Annotated in this window: 1 protein-coding gene and 2 pseudogenes; 2 read left to right on the plus strand and 1 reads right to left on the minus strand. The window is 67.3% G+C overall.

The window, feature by feature from the left end:
- Positions 1-464 (minus strand): annotated as a pseudogene (locus ACWEVO_RS35195) (type VI secretion protein); the annotation flags it as partial.
- Positions 465-748: 284 nt separating this feature from the next.
- On the opposite strand from ACWEVO_RS35195, the gene ACWEVO_RS35200 reads away from it, so the two are divergent.
- Entirely contained in the window at positions 749-1,159 is a 411-nt protein-coding gene (locus ACWEVO_RS35200; protein ID WP_452311729.1) for an Imm32 family immunity protein, read from the plus strand.
- Between the two features lie 131 nt (positions 1,160-1,290).
- Positions 1,291-1,935: pseudogene (locus ACWEVO_RS35205) on the plus strand (DUF7003 family protein).
- The last annotated feature ends 372 nt before the right edge of the window (positions 1,936-2,307 follow it).

Here is a 2,307-nt window from a genome sequence, read left to right on the forward strand (position 1 = left end):
GGCCAGTGCGCCCCACCCACCTGCTCACCCGTCTGCAGCGGGATCGGGGCGGCGGCGTCGGCGACGGTCACGGCGGCGGCAGGCCAGGCCGCGCGGACGGCCGCTTCGACCGCGCCGGAAGGCACCGTGCCGGGCACCCAGACCCGAATGGTCAGCGCTCGGCCGCTCCAGGTGTACTCCCACCCGACGTGCGGGATGCCGAACAGGCGCTGCCGCCACACCGACGGTGTGAGCACGCCACTGAGGGTGATCCAGAACGCGGCGGCGGCGTCGGCGGCGACCTCGGGCGGGGCGGCGATGGTCAGCCACCGCGCGCCGGCCGCGAACCGCCGGTGCCGCCAGGCGAGCACCTGGTCGTGGGCGGACACCGCGCCGAGGATCGCCGCGGCGGCGAGAACAGCGAGCCACGGCCGGGCGACGATCCAGTGCCAAAGCTCGGCAGGCCAGGTCGCGGCGATTGTCATGCGTACTCCCCGATGCCAATTACCGGAACTGCCAGAAGTTGATCGCTGCCGAAGCCTCTGCTGAGGCTTGGAGTCCGTGGCCGGTACTTCGATCTGGCCCTGTTCGATAGCTGTACTGGTGATTGACGGATGGTCCGGCGTTCTGGCCTGTCGTCTTCCTTCATGACCTTCTGCCACCTTCTTCGATCGCTGGAGGGGTGGGACCGGCTGTCGTGCGTTCGATGCCGTCGACGCATCGGCTCCGGGGTGGCCGAGGCGGCGCCTGTGACGAGAGAGGCCGCGAGGTGCAGGACAATGCGCCGATGCACGATCACCGGCACTGCCGTCTTTCCGTCAGCGGCGGCGAGCTGGAGCTTGCCGGCCCGCCGGCTGCCCTGCGCGCCCTCGGCCGGCTGCTCCGCGAAAATGCTGAGCCCTCAATGGCGGCGATCACCGGCGGGTTCATCGGTCAAGAGGCGACCACCGGTCCGCTGCTTGTCACTCTGCAAGGCGGGACGACGCTGCTTTTCCGCGGTGGTGGCGAGTATCTCGACATCATCTGGGACGCGCTCGACGGTGTGGCCGAGCAAGCCGAGACCGACAAGGATCGGACGGTCAATCGGCATCAGCATATTGAGTACCTGCCTGGGACTGACCACCTGTCGCCGGACTCAGTCTCATTGGTCATCGTGGCCGACTGGCCAGATGCGCTGTAGCAGCCAACGCACTCATCCAGGCCAGTCGGACGTCGGGCTCCATCCGCACGGTATGACGCTCGGTAACGCGCGGATCGCGGCTAGATGCGGACGTTCTGGGTCGCCGACGTGGCGGACTACACTGCTCGGCTGTGCGCTCGGCCGAGATCCTCGAACAGCTCGACGCCGCAGCTGAGGAGTTCCTGTTTCCGGACCTCGGCCACGGCTACTACTACGCTGTCGATGCTCGGCTCCATGGATAGCGCGACGGCGGGCAGTGGGCCGTCATCATCGAGGCGGTCGGCTACTCGCCACGGGCCGGCAACCTCATCGACGTGCTCCACGTGTTCGGCAACTGCCTGACCAGCGGCGAACCTGGCTATGACAACGGTGACTTCCTCGATCGAGTCGACAACTGGGACGAGATAGAGGACCCCGACGAGCCCGAGACCTACCGGGGGAGGGGAATGGTAGTGATCCGTGGCCAGGAGATCGCTGTTGCCGCCACACCAGGCGAGGACCTCGTCGATGTGCTACGCCGGCTCGTTCCGCGCCATCGCGAACTCCTCCTAGCCGACGAGGGGGAGCTGCGACGGCGGATCCGGGTCGACATACCCGAGGTACTGCGACTGGACCAGTGGAACCACCCCGATCTGGCTGGCGGGCTACGACCCAGCGAGTCTGAGACCTTCCGCCAGATTGCCGATGCTCTGGCGACCGGCGACCTCAGCCGGTACACGCCCAGCCTGCCGCCCAACACTCACTGGTCCAACTGGCCGGACTCCGGAAGTCTGTAGCCGGGTGAGACCAGACTGCCAACCTCGTCGCAGTGGAGCGCGCAGCGCACCTATGCGCCATCCTCAGCCACCCTCGGATTCGGTCCGTTGAGTACCACTCGGCTCGTACCGAGCCGACCGAGGCGCAACGCGGCATGAGAGTGAAGCCGATCTTGGCTGGATTGGTGTCGGCCGGAGTTGTCGTATCCGGGCGGCGTCGTTCGTAGCGGTGTGAGAGGCCGCCGACGAGGGCGCGGTCACGACCAAAGGAGATGCCGACATGCGGCACCCACGAGCGAAGATCCACCGCATGTTCGAGCTCGTCGAGCCGATCGCCACCGTCACCTTCTCCGAGGTGCCGAACGAGGCGTTCCTGGCCTTGGGTATGCGCAA

The organism is Micromonospora sp. NPDC003776, from assembly GCF_053605645.1.